Annotated in this window: 14 protein-coding genes and 1 pseudogene; 9 read left to right on the forward strand and 6 right to left on the reverse strand. The window is 60.7% G+C overall.

Annotated elements, in window-relative coordinates; genetic code table 11:
• Positions 1-3: 3 nt before the first annotated feature.
• Positions 4-1,677 (reverse strand): ABC transporter substrate-binding protein, encoded by a 1,674-nt coding sequence (locus NDI65_RS13185; RefSeq protein WP_089781013.1) that lies wholly within the window; start codon positions 1,675-1,677, stop codon positions 4-6.
• 427 nt (positions 1,678-2,104) lie between these two features.
• Between NDI65_RS13185 and NDI65_RS13190 the strand changes: the two genes are divergently transcribed.
• Positions 2,105-3,352, forward strand: coding sequence for a Zn-dependent hydrolase (locus NDI65_RS13190; RefSeq protein WP_089781015.1), 1,248 nt, complete (start codon positions 2,105-2,107; stop codon positions 3,350-3,352).
• Between the two features lie 405 nt (positions 3,353-3,757).
• The gene (locus NDI65_RS13195) at positions 3,758-4,573 is read left to right on the forward strand and encodes an IclR family transcriptional regulator (protein ID WP_089781017.1); all 816 of its coding nucleotides are present in this window, start codon (positions 3,758-3,760) and stop codon (positions 4,571-4,573) included.
• Positions 4,574-5,496: 923 nt separating this feature from the next.
• Here NDI65_RS13195 and NDI65_RS13200 read toward each other — a convergent pair.
• Positions 5,497-6,258, reverse strand: a complete 762-nt coding sequence (locus tag NDI65_RS13200; RefSeq protein ID WP_089781018.1) for a universal stress protein — start codon at positions 6,256-6,258, stop codon at positions 5,497-5,499.
• Positions 6,251-7,720, reverse strand: coding sequence for an APC family permease (locus NDI65_RS13205; protein ID WP_089781021.1), 1,470 nt, complete (start codon positions 7,718-7,720; stop codon positions 6,251-6,253). The genes NDI65_RS13200 and NDI65_RS13205 overlap by 8 nt, the downstream gene beginning before the upstream one ends.
• A 207-nt stretch (positions 7,721-7,927) precedes the next feature.
• On the opposite strand from NDI65_RS13205, the gene NDI65_RS13210 reads away from it, so the two are divergent.
• A complete protein-coding gene (locus NDI65_RS13210) occupies positions 7,928-9,178 on the forward strand; it encodes a tyrosine-type recombinase/integrase (protein WP_089781022.1) in 1,251 nt (416 codons plus the stop codon).
• Positions 9,179-9,327: 149 nt separating this feature from the next.
• Entirely contained in the window at positions 9,328-9,651 is a 324-nt protein-coding gene (locus tag NDI65_RS13215; protein WP_089781025.1) for a hypothetical protein, read from the forward strand.
• On the opposite strand, the gene NDI65_RS13220 is transcribed toward NDI65_RS13215, so the two are convergent.
• On the reverse strand, positions 9,652-10,869 hold the full coding sequence (locus NDI65_RS13220; RefSeq protein ID WP_042661950.1) for an inorganic phosphate transporter: 1,218 nt from the start codon (positions 10,867-10,869) through the stop codon (positions 9,652-9,654). It lies immediately after the preceding gene.
• A 773-nt stretch (positions 10,870-11,642) separates the two neighbouring features.
• Between NDI65_RS13220 and NDI65_RS13225 the strand changes: the two genes are divergently transcribed.
• Positions 11,643-12,443 (forward strand): hypothetical protein, encoded by an 801-nt coding sequence (locus NDI65_RS13225; protein ID WP_310893725.1) that lies wholly within the window; start codon positions 11,643-11,645, stop codon positions 12,441-12,443.
• Positions 12,444-12,457: 14 nt separating this feature from the next.
• Here NDI65_RS13225 and NDI65_RS13230 read toward each other — a convergent pair whose 3' ends face one another.
• Positions 12,458-12,655: a hypothetical protein gene (locus NDI65_RS13230; protein ID WP_310893726.1), complete on the reverse strand. Its 198-nt coding sequence runs from the start codon at positions 12,653-12,655 to the stop codon at positions 12,458-12,460.
• A 119-nt stretch (positions 12,656-12,774) separates the two neighbouring features.
• Positions 12,775-13,485, reverse strand: a complete 711-nt coding sequence (locus NDI65_RS13235) for a hypothetical protein (protein WP_310893727.1) — start codon at positions 13,483-13,485, stop codon at positions 12,775-12,777.
• A 515-nt stretch (positions 13,486-14,000) separates the two neighbouring features.
• Between NDI65_RS13235 and NDI65_RS13240 the strand changes: the two are divergent.
• The 4 genes and pseudogenes from NDI65_RS13240 to NDI65_RS13255 form a co-directional block, all read left to right on the forward strand.
• A pseudogene (locus tag NDI65_RS13240) lies at positions 14,001-14,516 on the forward strand (transposase); the annotation flags it as partial.
• 479 nt (positions 14,517-14,995) lie between these two features.
• Positions 14,996-15,304: a ribbon-helix-helix protein, CopG family gene (locus tag NDI65_RS13245; RefSeq protein WP_089781034.1), complete on the forward strand. Its 309-nt coding sequence runs from the start codon at positions 14,996-14,998 to the stop codon at positions 15,302-15,304.
• Positions 15,305-15,805 (forward strand): PIN domain-containing protein, encoded by a 501-nt coding sequence (locus NDI65_RS13250; protein ID WP_089781036.1) that lies wholly within the window; start codon positions 15,305-15,307, stop codon positions 15,803-15,805.
• Between the two features lie 82 nt (positions 15,806-15,887).
• Complete coding sequence (locus NDI65_RS13255; protein WP_089781038.1) at positions 15,888-16,082, forward strand: hypothetical protein; 195 nt, start codon at positions 15,888-15,890, stop codon at positions 16,080-16,082.
• Positions 16,083-16,162: the final 80 nt, after the last annotated feature.

The following is a 16,162-nucleotide window of genomic DNA, read 5'->3' on the forward strand; positions in this document are numbered from 1 at the left end:
CTGTTAGCGGTCGAGCCAGTTGTCGCCGAACTGCAGCGTCGATCCGTCGGGCGCGCCGATGTCGCCTTTGTACTGCGAGGCGGCTCCGTAGAGGCTCGGCTGCCACCACAGGAAGAGGTGGCCGGCGCGGTCCTCGTGGAGAATCTCCGTCGCCTGGTGGTAGAGTTCGGCGCGCTCCTGTTCGTCGTAGATGGTCCTCGCCTCCTCGACGAGCGCGTTGTAGTCCTCGTTCACCCAGTTGGTGAAGAAGAACGCCCCGTTGGGGTGCAGGAACTTGTAGAACGACACGTCGGGGTACCAGAGCGCGAGGTAGGAGCTCGTCGTCGCCTGGAAGTCGCGGTTGGAGTAGACGTCAGAGAGCCACGTGCTCCACGTGATCTGCTGGATTTCGAGGTTGATGCCGACCTCGGCGGCGTCGGCGGCGATGACCTCCGCGGCCTGCACCTGCGTCGGGTAGGACTGCGGAATCTTGAACGTCGCCGTGAAGCCGTCGGACATGCCGGCGGCGTCGAGGTGCTCCTGTGCCTTGTCGAGGTCGCGTGGGCGAGGTTCGATGTCCGGGTTGACCCACGGGCTGCCGGGCGTCGCCGGGGACGCGGTGGTCTGACCGGTGCCGTAGAGGGCCGCCTCGGCGACCTTCTCCTTGTCGATGGTGTAGTCGAGCGCGAGGCGGGCGTCCCGGTTGTCGAAGGGAGCCACGTCGCAGTTCAGGCCGAGGTAGACGAGCGATTTCGGGAACTGCTTCTCGAATCGAACGTCGGGGGCCTGCTCGACGCGGGAGACGTCCTTCGGCGCGATGCCGTTGATGAAGTCGTACTCGCCGGCGAGGAACGACTGGAGGCGGACGCTCGGGTCCGGAACCTCGCTCTTGACGATGGTGTCGATGAACGGGCCGTCCTCGTCGGACGCGCCCCAGTAGTCCTCGTTGCGCGTCATCGTGAACGAGGTCTCGATCTCCCGGCTCTCGAACTTGTACGGGCCGGTCCCGATGGGTTCTTCGACCATGTCCTTCTCGGCGTTCTCGGCGGGCATGACCGACAGTTCCGCCGTCGCCATCTTGGCGAGGAACGGCGCGAACGGCTCGGTGAGTTGGACTTCGAACGTGTAGTCGTCGGGGGCGCGAAGCTCCTCGACGTAGTCGAAGAAACCGGTGGCGAGGTAGTCGCCGTTCTGGACGCGCTCGTAGCTCGCGAGCACGTCGGCCGAGGTCATCTCCTCGCCGTTGTGGAAGGTGACGCCCTCCCGGAGGTTGAACGTCAGGACCGTGTTGTCGTCGGACTGCTCCATCGACTCCGCGAGGTGCGGCTGGATGGAGTAGTCGTCCTGCAGCGCGACGACTTCCTCGTAGATGTTCTCCAAGACGCGCTTGGAGGCCGCCGAGGTGTCGATGTGCGGGTCGAGACCCTGCACCGGCACCGCGCCGCCCCACTGGAGCGTCCCGCCCTGCTTCCCACCACTTGCCGCGGTCGTGTCGGTGCTCTCCGTGTCGCCGCCTTCGTCCGTGGAGCCCGAACCTTCGGTCGTGCCGTCGTCGGAACCGCCGCCCGTACAGCCGGCGAGCGCCACCGCGCCGGTCGTCGCCGCCGCCCCGAGGAAGGTACGGCGGTCGAAACGACTGCGACGCGTACCGTCGCCGGTGCTATCGGAGGAATCGCTCCCCTTGCCATTCTCTTGCATACAGTCGCTCCAATCCGTTACTGTGTGATAAAAATTGTGGTTGTGTGAGTACAATCCCCATATCGAGACGGAGAAGATGTAATATCAGATACCGTTCCGAGCGCCGAGCGCGAGGGAACTGTAGAATGACCAATTATATCTCGTCGCTGTCCGGGATTACTGCACGGATGTCAACCCGTTCGCCGCAGGCGACGGTCCATACCGACGGCCCGCAGGTCGCTCGCGGCGACCGAACCGTCGCCGGCGCGCGTCCTCGAACGTCGCTAACGTGCGCCCTCGAACGACACGGGCGGTGGGCAAGAGTCCCGGAACCCACATCTAACGCGCTGTACCTACTGATTTCGGGGATTTCTCGGTCGCCAGGTACTGTCACGCATGTGACCGAATTCCAAACAATAAAATAGGGTTAGTCACGAATCCGGGAACCATGCGAGTCAACCAGCAGCGACTCCGCAGTGACATCGAGTCGAACGCGGAGTTCGGGGCCGTCCCGACAGACGAGGGTCGGGGACGGACGGTCCTTGCCGGCAGCGAGGCGGACCGGCGGGCGAGAGAGTTCTTCTGCGAGCGCCTCCGGGACGCCGACCTCTCCATCACCATCGACGAGGTCGGCAACATCGTCGGCCGGTGGGAGCCCGAGAGCGCGGACCCCGACGCGGCCCCGGTCGCGACCGGGAGCCACCTCGATTCGGTCCCCGAGGGCGGCATCTTCGACGGACCGCTCGGCGTGTACGCGGGGCTGGAGAGCGTCCGCGCGATGCAGGACGCCGGCGTCGAACCCGTCCGCCCCGTCGAGGTCGTCAACTTCACCGAGGAGGAGGGCCAGCGGTTCGGCGGCGGCCTCATCGGGTCGGCGGTCGCCGTCGGCGAGCTGAGCGTCGCGGAGGCGCTCGATATCGAGGACGCCGACGGGATTCCGCTCGGCGACGCCCTCGCGGACATCGGCTACCGGGGTGACGGGCGCATCGACGCCGCGGACTGGGACGCGTGGATAGAGCTCCACATCGAGCAGTCCGAGCGCCTCGAAGACGCGGCGGTCCCGGCCGGCGTCGTCACGAGCATCGTCGGCCTCTCGCGCTGTGCCGTCGAAATCACGGGCGAGGCCGACCACGCGGGGTCGACGCTCATGGACGACCGCTCGGACGCGCTCGCCGCCGCCAGCGAGTTCGTCCTCGACGTGGAGCGCGCGACGAACGAGCGGGGCGAGGTCTCGGAGACCGCGGTCGGAACCGTCGGCAAACTGGAGGTCTCGCCGAACGCGCCCAACGTCATCGCCGGAAAGGTCGACCTGACCGTCGACGTCCGCGACGTGGCGTACGACTCCATCGAGTACGTCATCGACGAGGCGGAGGCGAGCCTCGACCGCATCGAGGCCGAGCGCCCGGTCGAGACCGCGCTCTCGCACCCGTGGGACCGCAAGCCCGTCGAGATGAGCGAGCGGTGCCGCGCCGCGCTCCACGACGCCGGGACCGACGCCGACCTCGAAACCCTCGACCTCCACTCCGGGGCCGGCCACGACACTATGCACGTCGCGGCCGTCACCGACGCCGCGCTGCTCTTTGCCCCCTCCCGCGACGGCATCTCCCACAACCCCCGCGAGTGGACCGACTGGGAGGACTGCGCCGACGCGACCCGCGTGCTCGCCGGCGCGCTCGCCGACCTCGCGACCGAGTGACGAAACCGCCCGACTGACGACTGCCGTTCTCGTGTTCGTCCGCCGCTCTGCTGTTTTCTCGGTGAGGTCGAACGACCGCCGCCCGCGTCTCTGCGAGACTCAGTCGAGCGCGGTCGAATCGCTCGCCACACCCGCTCTCGAATCCTCGTGTAGAGCCACTGAAACGCGTGTTTTCTCTCGGGTCGACTCGTATCGACACCCTCGGAACGGCGAATCGTTCGTACAATGAGAACGCAGCGTCTCGAAGTCGAATTCGCCGTTTTCAGAACTTCGTTAGACGTAATTCGGCGTTTTCGTGTCCCCGGTCACGGGATTTTGCGGCAATTAGTGCGATTATCGGGCCGTCTCGGAAGTGGACGTTTGTCAAATACAAACAGCTATGGCGACGGAGCTTCGAACTGGACTATGGCAGACGAACACACGACCGGCTCACCGCGGACCCTGAAAACGGTGTCTCGCGCGTTCGACGTCGTTCGTGCGCTCGAAGAGTTAGACGGCGCGCGAGTGACGGAGCTGGCGAACCACCTCGACCTCTCGAAGAGCGTCGTCTACAACTACCTCAGCACGCTGCGGGCCGAGAAGTTCGTCGTGAAGGAAGAAGACACCTACCGGCTGTCGCTACAGTTCCTCCTCGTGGGCGAGTACGTCCGGTACCAGAACATCCTCTACCGCATCGGCAAGCCCGAAATCGAGGAACTCGCGGAGAAGACGGGCGAATACGCCCACTTAGCGACCGAACAGCACGGACTGGGCGTCAACCTCTACAAGGTGAGCGGCGAGAAGGCTGTCGGGAGCGACTATCAGGTGAACAAGCTCCAGCGCGCCGACTACCTCCACTTCTCGGCGACGGGGAAGGCGATTCTCGCCCACCTTCCCAAAGAGCGCGTCGAGTGGATCGTCGACCAGTACGGACTCCCGCGCAAGACCGAAGCGACCATCACGACCCGCGAGGAGCTGTTCGAGGAGTTGGAGACGATTCGAGACCGGGGCTACTCGCTCAACGACGAAGAGGAGATAAAGGGCCTGCAGGCCATCGGCGCGCCGGTGACGAACCGTCACGGCCGCGTCCTCGGCTCCATCAGCGTCTCCGGGCCAGTCCGCCGGATGAAACAGCCGGAGTACCACGAACGGCTCATCGAGAGCGTCGTCAACACCGCCAACGTCATCGAGGTGAACGTCAACATGGAGGAGTCCGACGACGACTTCCCGACGTTCAGCTAATCGGGGCGCGTCGTCCACAGGCATCCACGTCGGCACCGTCTCCGCGTCGGCAACATTCCGCAGTCGGCGACATCCCACCGTCTTCCTCCGATCCGGTTCACAAACTGAGAACCGCCGGTCCCGGTCGGGGCAGTCGGGTCGAGAGGCCGCGCTCGACACGAGCGAGCGACCGAACGACCCGCCCGGCCGCGAATTTCGGCTCGGGGTATCGAAGCCTCCTCCGCGCCTTCGACGCCGTTCGTCGGCCGAGAACGAGGGTTCGAACGTCGGACAGTCGCACGCCCGAACAGTTTCGAGACCGGACAGTGTGAGAACCGACACGTGACGACGAATCTCCCCGGAGGGCTTGACTAAATAAGAACGAATCCGATTTCCAGTCGCCGAACACCAAGTTATGCTCCATATTCTACCGAACTCACCGCATTCACCACCTACTGCCGAGACGCCCGACCCACCGCTGGCAACGACGGCCACCGACCGGACGGCGCCGAATGCCATTACACAACTATTAGTGTAATTAGCGTTGCCACACGGTTCGACCGCCAGTCACGCACGACTCGGGCGGACCCGAAGCGTCGCGTGCCGGGCGACACTCCCCGGACTTTCGAGTCGGGACGGACTGAGTACCTCTCGAACTCGGTTATCAGACGACATGTTAATTCAGTAGTTGTACAATAGTATTCCCGTTCGAACGAAGTGGTACCGAAACCGAACATTCGAGAGTAGAACAGACGTTCGCAACCGCGCACACAAACGTCGTCTACCGGACTTTTCTCCCGATTACATGTGAAATTTGTAAAAATTGTAAAAATTCTACAGAACCCATTATCCGTGGCCGCGCTCAAATCGAGTGACCACTCATGAAAAGTGTTCTAAATCCACAATAGTATGGGCGTGTCGGAAGGGTCGAGAGCGGACCGACCTCACCCCGAGTCGGCGTCCTCGTCGGCGTCGTCAACCTCGGAGTCGAGCGGTCGCCGGACCACGAGCACCGGGGCGACGGTCTGTTCGGCGACGCGATCGGAGGTTTCGCCGAACAGTCGGCCGCGGAGCGTGGGTTTCTCCTCGCCCATCACGACCACGTCGTGGTCGTCCGCGGCCTCGATGAGCGCCTGTAGCTGGTTCTGTGCGACGACGACGACGCGCGAGATGTGCTTGCTGCAGACGCCGAGAAGGGCCAGTTCGTGGGCGACCTCGTCGAGGAGGCGTTCGCCCTCGGCGACCGCGTCGTCGTCCTCGGCGGCGTGGAACAGCGTGAGGTCTATGTCCTCGCGTCTCCCGACGGCCGCGGCGACCTTGGTAATCGTTTCGAGGTTGATGTCCTCTTTTATCGGGACGATGACGCGGTCGATGGTCGGGGCGGGGTTCGAGAGCAACACCGCGTCGCAGTCCGCCTCGGTGGCGATGCGCTCCGTCGTCTGGTCGGCGTCGTGGGTGAACACGAGGCGCGTCTCGACGGTCGCGCCCGCGGCTTCGAACGCCGAGACGAGCTCGTCGAGTTCGTCGCGGACCTTCGGTTCGAACTGCTCTCTGGCCTGTTCGGGAGCCGTCTGCTCGGGTATCTCGTGGTACGCGAGGAGGACGACCGTCGTCTCCGAGAGCAGGCGGGTCAGTTGGTCGGGTATCACCTGACCTTCGAGCACCGCGACGGGGACGAGCACGCGAACGTCGTCGGGATTACGCATCGGAGCTCACCCCCTTGAGGCGCACGTCGCGGGCGTAGACGAAGTACCACGCCAGCGCGGCGAGCGCGACGACGACACCGACCGCCTGCGAGAGCGGTTGCATGAACGCGACGAGGCTGAAACTCGCGAGCGCCCCGAGCACCGGGACGACCGGGTAGCCGGGGACGCGGAACGACGGGTCGTACCACGCGGGGTTCGACCGGCGGAGCACGACGAGCGCCACGCAGATGAGCCCGTAAGTGACGAGGTGGAGGAACGACGCGACTTCGGCGAGCACCTCCGTCCGGCCGACGGCGACGAGAACGACCGTCGGCCCGCCGACGAGCGCGAGCGCGACGTGGGGCGTCCCGTACCGAAGGTTGATTCGCGCGAGCTGCGGCGGGACCAGCGCGTCGCGGCTGAGCGCGTAGAGGGCGCGCGACGAACTGAGAATCGAGGCGTTCGCGCTCGACACCGTCGCCAAGAGCCCGGCGACGAGGATGGCGACCGCGCCGGGGAAGCCGAGGTACGAGCGGGCGACCTCGACGATGGCCGTCTCGCCGAAGGAGGCGAGTTGGGTGCTCCCGAACGCGCCGGTCGAGACGAGGATGGTCACGACGTACAGCACCCCGACGACGACCACGGAGCCGACCATCGCCAGCGGGAGGTTCCGCCCGGGTTTCGTTATCTCGCCCGCGACCGTCGCCACCTGCGCGAACCCGAGGTACGAGGTGAACACGAGCGCGGCCGTGGTGAAGACGCTGAGCGTCCCGAGGGGCATGAACTCCTCGGGGACCGTCTGGCGGCCGAACAGCCCGAGCGTGTCGAGCGACCCGTAGACGAGGAACACGAGGAGGATGCCGAGAAGCAGGCTCACGATGCTGTTCTGGAGTTTCGTCGCGTTCTCGGTCCCGAACATGCTGAGCGCCGTCAGGACGAGCCCGAAGCCGACGCCGAGCACCGCCACGAGCGGCAGGTCAGAGACCATCGACGCCGCGCCCAACTCCGCCAGCACGGCGATGGCGTACTGCGCGAACCCGACGAGGTAGAACGCCGACGCGAAGACGAGCCCGAGCCAGAGTCCGATACCGACGACCGCGCCGAACGCCGACCCCATGCCGCGGGAGATGAAGTAGTACGCGCCGCCGCTTTTCGGCATCGCCGTCGCCAACTCGGAGGTCGGAAGCGCGACCAACAGGGCGATGACCGCCCCGAGCGCGAACGAGAGCGCGGCCGCGGGCCCCGCCTGCCCGGCGGCGAGACCGGGAAAGACGAAGATACCCGCGCCGACCATCGTCCCGATACCGATTGCGAGGCCGCCGCGGAGGCCGATTGTCCGCTCTAACTCGGTCCCGCTTTCGAGGACCGTCACCTCGTCGGCCGCGTCCCCGACGTCGACCGCCGGGTCCGCGTCGCCGACTCGCTCCCCGCCGCCGGGCGGGTCGACCCCGAGCACCGAACCGCCGTCGTTTCCATCTGACATTGTACCGTCTTGTTATTGCGTCTCACAGATATATCTAGCACCCATCATATAGAGGGTGTCGGAGCGGCCGGTGGACGCGCCCCCGGCGGCCCGACACCGATCACCGGCGACGAGAGAAAGTGTTAATTCGTCCGCGACACGCCCAACATGCAGAACGATGGCGTACGGAACGTGGCGCGGCGGCCGGTTCGCACGGGGTGACCAGCGGTGAACTGGTCGCGGAAGTCGCTCGACGAACTCGAAGCGTTCTACTGGGAGACGATAGCCCCCGCGATGGACCGCGACGGGATGGACCCGACGCGAGACGTGCCGACGTACGCGTGGCTGACGGAGCGCGGGTGGTCGGGTATCGCCTACGCGCTCCGCGAGAAACACGACCTCACGCCGCGGGAGTTCTTCGTCGAGGTCGTCGGCCTCGGCGGCGACGAGCCCGACGAGGGCTACGACTGGGGCATCGACGACGACCGCACCGTCGAGGCGTTCGAGTCCTACCTCGACATGCTCGAATCGCGGCGCGGCCTCGCCGACTCGACGCTGCCGACCCGCCGAACCCACCTCGCGCGGTTCGCCCGAATCTACCGCGACCGACACGGGTCGGCTGACCTGCTCTCTCGGCTCGACGACCGCGACGCCGAGCCCGACGAGATAGACCGCTGTCTCGCGGTCCTCGACGAGTTCGACGCCGAACTCGCCACCGACGGGACGAAGCTCAAATACCTCCAGACGGTCCGGTCGTTCTACGAGTACCTCGTCGACTTCCGACGCGCGCGGTACAACCCCGTCGAGAACGCCGCGAAGCAGTTCCGCTGGGAGCAGGGCCAACCCGACAACCGCACGATGACGGCCGATCAGGTGAGCGACGTGTACGCCGTCGCCGACGACCTCGAAGACCGCCTGCTCGTCCTCGGACTCGCCGGCTGGGGGCTCCGCCCGAACGAGCTCGCGTCGCTCCGCGCGTCGCAACTCGTCCTCTCCGGCGACGACCCCCACATCGAGTTCGAAGAGCGGAAGAACGGGCCGGGAACCGTCGCGCTTCTCTACGGCGTCGACGCCGTCGCCGCCCGCATCGACGCGCTCGCCGAGGACGACGACTGGAGCGGCGCGCTGTTTCCCTCCTCGCGGGCCGCGTCGGGCCACATCGCCCGCGAGACGGTCAACCGGCGGTTCAAGCGCCTCGCCGACGAGGCTGACGTGACCGTCGACGGCGACGTGCCGACGGCGAAGCTCTGTCGGCGCTTCTGGTACACGGCCTATCAGGCGGCGGTCGACGAGATGCTCGCCCAGTTGGAGGGCGTCGCCGCGGACCAGGGGTCGAAAAGCGCCGACGTCGTCATGTCGAACTACCTCTCCGAGGAGCGCCGCCGGTCGTTCCGTCGGCAGGCGATGCGCGAGACGCTGGCCGAGGTGTTCGAGCCTGACGGCGAGTCCGCGACCGTCGAGACGCAGATGCCGCGGTGACTGTGACTGCCGGCGTCACCGCGGTGCGTGCGTTGCGGGGCGACAGCGGCTCACGGCGGCCGCCGGGTGCGTGACCGTCTCGTCGTGTGAGCGGCCGTCCGACGTCGGTGGTCGTGGCTTTTACCCGTGTCGAGGAGTCACCCTCCACTATGGACCTTCGAGTTGCCGGCCTGAACGGTCTCGAAGAGCGGGTCGAGAGCGCGCTGAACAGAATCAGCGAACTGCAAGCGGGCACGCGAGTGCAGTCCGACGCGTTCTTCTCACAGTCGTTCATGAGCGACCACACCGAGTTCGACTCGTTCGCCGCGTTCTGCGAGCAGAGCCCGTGGCCCCTCGACGACGTCAGCGACGTCCAGGACGTCTCCCGTGACCGACTCAACGGATACATCGCGGCGACGACCGACTTCGAGACGTGGGAGGGAATGAAAACCCGGGCCGCGGAGGAGGAGATTATCGACCAGATAGCCCCCTGACTAGCCGACGGTTTGAACCGCGGTCAGGACGTGATACAGGCCGTAGCTGATGAGGCCCGCGCCGAACATCGAGCCGACCCACGAGCCGAGGGTAATGCCGACCTTCCGCAGCGAGACGCCACTCCCGCCGGACGAACTCGCCGCGAGTCCGCTGCCGACGATGCTCGCGATCATCACTTTGTTGAACGAGATCGGGATTCCCAGCACGATTGCGAGCTGGGCGATGAGAAAGGCGGGAATCAGGGCGGCTATCGACCGCCGGGGGCCGAGCGCGGCGTACTCGTTCGAGACGGCTTGCACGAGTCGCGGCCCACGAATCCACGCCCCGAGCAGAATCCCGCCGCCGCCGAGTGCAAGCAGGTAGATAGACGGGAGCCGGAGGTCCGTCTCGAACACCGCCTCCAGTGGGCCGGTCGCCAACCCGACCTGCGTGCCGCCGCTCGTGAACACGACGATGAGTCCCAGCACGACCAGAAACTGATTAATTCCGGCAGTCTCGTCGCGTCGGAGCAACCCGAGCGTCCCGACGAGGGCAACGAGCCCGCAGAGTACGCTCACGGCGACCATCCCGAGGGTGTACGAGCCGCCGACGACCGTCGGAAGAAGCTGGGACGTCGTAGCGAGGTATCGAGCGACTGACCCCTGTGCGCCGCTCGCAGTCGGGATGACCGTGAGTTGGATGTTGGCTAACGCGTAGCCGACTGCGCCACCGAGGACGGGAATACCGACGGTTTCGGGGACGGCGTCGCTTCGGAGCCCCCGCGCGAGGCCGTACGCGAGCACGGCCTCCACGATGGGAATGGCGAACCAGAACCCGAGGATGACGGCGTACTCGTCGACAGCGAATCCGCCGCCGAGGGCGATTCCGGACCCGATCATCGCCCCCGTGACGGTGAACGCGGACGGTATCGGATACCCGTAGGTGTTCCCGATCGTGATGAGGGTCGCGGCGGTCAGCAGGGCCGCCGCCGCCGCGAGCGGTGTAATCGACACGCCGGTCACGAGGTCTTTGCCGATGGTCTCGGAGATGCTGCCTCCCTGAAGGACCGCCCCCAGTCCGGCGACGATGCCGACGAGCAGGGCGGCCCGAAGAACCGAGAGCGCGTTCGCTCCGACGGCGGGCGCAACGGGCGCAGAGTTACTGTTCGCCCCGACGGTGAACGACATGAACAGGGCCGCGAGGAGCGCAATCGAGAGAACGAGCAGTACGGATGCCATACTCACACCACCCGACGCGGTCTCTGGTGGTGTGGTATCCAGAACGGTCGGCGACGACGACAGGTTCTCATTTGACTGAAAACCGAGCCACGAGACAGATGAACCCATCGAAATCACGTATATCGGCTGATAGTGAAGCAATCGTCTCGATAAGTAATGCGATGCATATCCGAACGACGGTAACGCAGGTTTCAGGGGTCGCGAGAGTGCGAGCCAGTCCCGGAAGCGGCTCGAACGATGCCGATTCAGATCGCTGGTCTCGATCGCACGGGTCCGAACACCGTCTCGACGACCAACCATCGACTTCCGAACGAAATCGGAGAGGAGTTCTTCCAAGTCGGTATCGTCGGTATCCTCGCCATCGCTATTCCCGTACCCGACCGCTCACCGGCGAGAGATCGGAGTACGCGTCTGACTCCAGTTGAGGTCGGGTTCGATAAACCACATAGAGCGATACACAAGAACACACGGTCAGAAGTTGCACAGTTTCGGAGTTTGGCTTCCGTTGCGTGTCTTATTTTCACGCAGTTTAGGTCTGGTTAGGCTCCAATCTCGCGTTTTTTGAACTCAGTACGGTGAGAGTGTTCGGGAAGAGATTCTGAGTGACATAAAATCGAGATCGACAGGCTGCTTCTATTTCAGAAATGATGTATTTGAATAGAAGCCATGCAGCACTGCCATCCACCGAAGTTGTGCTTCGGTGTGCAGCCAATTTTTATATAATTTAATACAAATGCATAAAACTCATATCCAAAGAGAATCTGTTTTCCTTTATGTACCGAAGAAAACTCATTCACACAATCGCAAGTGTTCCTGTATTGTTGTCTGGTTGTATTTCTAATGTAGATAGATACAGTGGCACTGATAATTCTTCACAAGGTGATAGATTACCTTTATCGGAATCCATTCAGACAGACCAAGGCTGGTCACTTTCTGTGACCAATACACGTGTTAGAAAATGTGTTATTCAAACAAATACTGTACATTCTAACCCGGCCTGTGGACAAGGGACTCAGTACCTTCTAGTGGATGTCGAAACTTCAGGTAGCGATGCGCCCTCTGCCTCAACATTGAATATTGGCTTTGATTTCGCAGGAAAGTATATCGAGGCCCAACCTTTGGATAGCCGTTCTAATCAAAAGAGTATGGTTGCAACCTATGCTGTAACAGTCGATGTTTCATCAGCACCATCAGGTGCTACTATTGTTTGGCAAGGAGAACGGGACGAGCAAGCCCGTTGGGCGGTTCCTAAAGAAACAGTTACTAAGCTCTCTTCTTCACCTGAATTCCATATTGAATCATTTGAGGCACCAGATACTGCTGCTGATGGCCAAGAAGTTGAGGTGTTAATAACGGTGGCTAATCAAGGAGATAGAGATGGCAGATTTATTGCTGAGCTTGGAGACGCTGCCTTATCAGACCAACCGGAGATTAGTATTGAAGTCAAAAAAGGTGAGTCAGTGACGGAAATATATGATATAGAGGTCAATTATCTGGAGGAGGAAAAAATGGTGTTAGTTCTCAAATCAAGTGGAGTATATGAGTCTCAAACGATAACCCCTCCAAAAAGTTAATAACTGAAAATAATTTATTTTGGCCTTAGTGACACCTCATTTGGATCAGCTTTTTCAGGCCCTTTGTATTCTAATTCAAGGCCGCTAACAGTTTGTGATGCGTTGATTTCTGATGTTGATGAATTGTCATTATTTTTATCATACACTTCCGCTTGAATTGTCCCTTGCTGAGGTAAAGAGAGAGTGAGGGTTTCACTCTTGTCAGAGGGCATACCGTACCATGCCCTGTGAAGGCGTTTCCTTGAACCGCCTTTCTTTTGGACCACATTTACTAATAGAACGCTCCGCTCCTCCGACGAATTCTTGACTGTAAGGCTCTGTTGAGTCATAATTAGTTGAGATTGATAACGCTCTTTCCCATGCTGTTCTTTGCGCTCGATTCAAAGATAACGGCGTTCAATGAACTATCAAAGAGGTCGCCATTTAGCTGACACTTCACAACCCGTGATTCCTGTGGCTGTATTAGTGTTTCTGTTAAGTAGAACTTTGGATTATATTGAGGTCCTGAAGTTGCACGGAACCAACCTGGTCGAGATCCATTGTTCTCTACTTCGTACTTGAGTTCCCACGTTGTTTGATTGACTTTTTCAACTGAAGCATCATTCAAAATAAGCTTAGGAGGTGAGTTCAAAGCTGTAATTGCTTTGTCGGGGAGACTCACTGAACCAGATGGTCCTTGAATAGTCGCACTATTCACCGATTGACTCTTCGGGATTTCGAATGCTACAATTGGATTTTCAGACTTTGCAGCGCGTTGTGAGAATCCCAAGTCGTACTCACCAACATCTCCAGTTGGAGAGTAGGTTTTTCCATCAATAGTCATCATTCCAATGCTATTCCGTTGACCAGGCGTCCCAACCAGTACATATTGGCTCGATTCACGCCCACGGATTGATTTGTGTATGTTTTTTGCAACAATATGGTCTTGTACCCAGATCCGGATTCCTGTGCTTTGTTCAGCGGCGCTAACTTGGTTCGCTGTACCTAATGCAACACCTGTCGTAACCAATGATTGGACGAAATGGCGACGATTCAGAGTCATTAGTTGAACATCCCCCGCAGTTTGCTTCCTGCACATTCATCAAAGTACCGACCATCCGCATACTCTGTACTGGCAGTATCTGGGTCTGTTCCGTAAATGCCGCATTCTGCGTTGAAGTTATTTCGCCCGCATCCCATTGGAGTGGTGTACACAGTATCACTTCCAGTGTCAGGAACAGAACCTGCATACGAGTGGCTCGGTGCATAATGTAACCCACATTCGTGGTCGGAGAAAGGACAAAGCCCCAATGCATGTCCTGCCTCTTGAAGAGCAATTTGAACCGCACCCCCTGCTGGATTATTTGTTTTTTGGACGTATCGTGGTGGGTTAAATGAACTCAGATTCGCGAGTCCGCTACCAGGGCCAATTGAAGCGAAGCCACCGCCAAGGCCTCCAGGACCCTCTAGATCGGCTGGGTCCATACAGAGGTGGTAGCAGTCTCGGTCTCCTGAAATATCCCCGTCTGGGTTGTTGACATATGAATTTTCGTCTTTTAGCCAATCAGCGAAGTATTCGAATTTGATAGCCAGCACGTTCTGGAGATGATCAGCCAGCGCGGGCTGTCTTACGTCGTCCCGAAACGGACGCAGACCAGCGAGAAGGCACAGGCGAATCGATTGCTCCAACGAGATCGGGATCGATACGAGACCGACCGCGGGCTTCACCTCGGGAGGAACGAATGGCACGAGACGACGCTGATCTACCGACGGAAAGAGGACTCCGAGCACGACGACCACCGGCAGTACTCGGTGTTCATGACGAATTGTGGGAGTGGGCACCTCACTGAGTACGGGTATCGGTGGGAAATCGAGAGCGGGTACAGATCGATAAAGCGGTTCATGGCTGCTACCACGTCGAAGAATTTCGGGCTTCGTTTCTTCTACTTCGCGTTCGCGTGCCTGCTGTACTCGATCTGGCGAGCCGTCGACTTGCTCGTCCAGGTCGCGTTGACCGGTGAGTACGAGCACTCGCCGATGGTGACGGCAGATAACACACTGACGCTGCTGAAGAAGGAGACCGGAATCGGATAGAGAGACACTCAGTTCTGGGTTAGCGCGCGGTCTGAGTGGCTACACTGTTGGATGTCTCGAAAATTCGCCCTTACGATTGGAAGTGTGACAAGAATGGCCGCTTGGAGAGAGAATTGAGGTAGTTTCCGCTGACCCAATCGGCAAAATACACGCATTACAGCCCTGCTATACCCGTTGTAGTCTCAACTTCCAACACACGGTACGCCTCCAAGTTTCGGAGGATGAATGTGTTGCGTGCCTTCTCAACAAGGCTATCGGGCTTGAATCAAACCTGGTGACGAGTACCTGCATTCCGACTCCGTTTCTCCGGAAACGGTGGGGTGTGTAGTCCAAATACCAACGGTTATGCTGAGAACTGACAACTCGTTTCGCTCCCTATAGAGCTGAACTCCAGAACTTCTGACGATATCTGAGGTGGCTTTGCGAGGGGAGTCAAGCGACGAGGAGCCGACACAGTTTTGATTCTGTGCATACAACGTATGTACATGGGCACGAAGCGGGTCAATTTCCGGCTCCCCGAAGAGTTGGTAACACGCGCCGACATCGCTGCCGAAGTTACTCACAAAAACAGAACGGAGATTCTCATTGAAGCACTCCGACAGTATCTCGAAGAGAAAGAGTCTGATGAGAGTTTTCGTGAGGCCGTCGTCGAACTGTATCTGGACAACCACATCGAGTTCGAGAAACTTGTCGAGATTATCGGGCGGCAAGATGCCGAAGCTGTCCGTGCGTCGAAAGAGGTGCTTGATCGTGGCGAAGAACTCGCAGACAAACTCGCAGACCTCTAAATGCTCGTTGTAGACACGAGCGCATTCATCTCTCTTTCAGTCGGCGAAGTGCTTGACGTCTTCGTCACCGAGTTTGACGTCGCCACTACAGAGACAGTTCTTGAGGAACTACACAGAACTGCTGAGTACAACGACCACCATGGCAAAGCCGCCAATACCGCCCTCGATATGGCCGACGAGTTCACCGTTGTTGCTGTCGCTAGTGGTGAGTTTGTGACGAGTCGAATCGACGATGGTGAAGCCAGCTGCGTAGCTGCAGTCCGTGAGGTGGATGCAGCGTTCTTGATCACCGACGACTACAGAGCCCTTCCTGAGCTTCGAAAACTAGTGAGTGCAGAAGTTGCGTTATCTCCGATCGTTCTCCGGGCGCTGGTCAAACGCGCTGCTCTCAGCGAAGAGGAAGCAAGAGTCGCTTTCGAGACCATGGCAGAAGGACGCGATTGGCTTGGTGCGCCGATCTACCGGTACGCTCGGCAGCTCCTCGACGATACCTCAAAGTAGGGCAGGCTTCCTCAAACTCTACAGAAGAATCAACGCGAGTGCCCCGGGGCTTGACCCCGAGGCGGTTCATTGCTACAAGAGGATGTACGAAACTGGCATCTCCGCTGAGTACGTGGGTGCCCTGATAGCGCTTCAGTCGTTCTTCGGCGAGTCGTCGTGGGAAGACCCACTATCGGCGAGGAGGAGTGAGGCGTCCACCCGCCAACTGCTCTCGGTGCAGTTCGTGTGGCCAGATATCGGCCGGCAACCGGTATTCGAATCCTCGGGGTCGTTCTGAAATGACGAATATGTGCTAGACCCGCCCCGAGGCCCACTGTCTGCACTTCCATCCAGAGTCCAGCGGTGGGACGAGTCCAG

Source organism: Haloferax sp. S2CR25 (assembly GCF_031624535.1).
GTDB classification, from domain to species: Archaea; Halobacteriota; Halobacteria; order Halobacteriales; family Haloferacaceae; genus Haloferax; species Haloferax massiliensis.